Source organism: Dolichospermum circinale AWQC131C, assembly GCF_000426905.1.
Lineage (GTDB): Bacteria > Cyanobacteriota > Cyanobacteriia > Cyanobacteriales > Nostocaceae > Dolichospermum > Dolichospermum circinale.
In genome coordinates this window covers 1-240 of the sequence record NZ_KE384641.1, presented here as the reverse complement: position 1 = coordinate 240, position 240 = coordinate 1, and the positions used below count along the sequence as shown (strand labels likewise).

1 protein-coding gene is annotated in these 240 nt (G+C 45.8%); it reads right to left on the bottom strand.

All coding sequences use genetic code 11. From position 1 onward, the window contains the following. On the bottom strand, positions 1 to 240 hold a 240-nt coding region (locus tag ACIR131C_RS26245), incomplete at both ends, for a hypothetical protein (RefSeq protein ID WP_196811805.1).

The window sequence follows — 240 nt, the reverse complement described above, 5'->3', positions numbered from 1 at the left end:
AACCCCAATCACTAAATTAGGATTGCCGGTCTGAATATCCCAAGCTTCAGGAGCGTCAATATCCGCATCGGGAGTACCGCCAGTTTGTCCGGTGTTATGTAGTCCCCATAGTTGACCAAAGCCTGGGTCATTGGGGGTGACCGCTTTGGTGACAATATAATCTGGCTCGATGTACTTGAATGTGGGACTATTTCTATATGTAGCTAGGGCAGTTTCTACAGAAGTTTTTCCAGATAATGT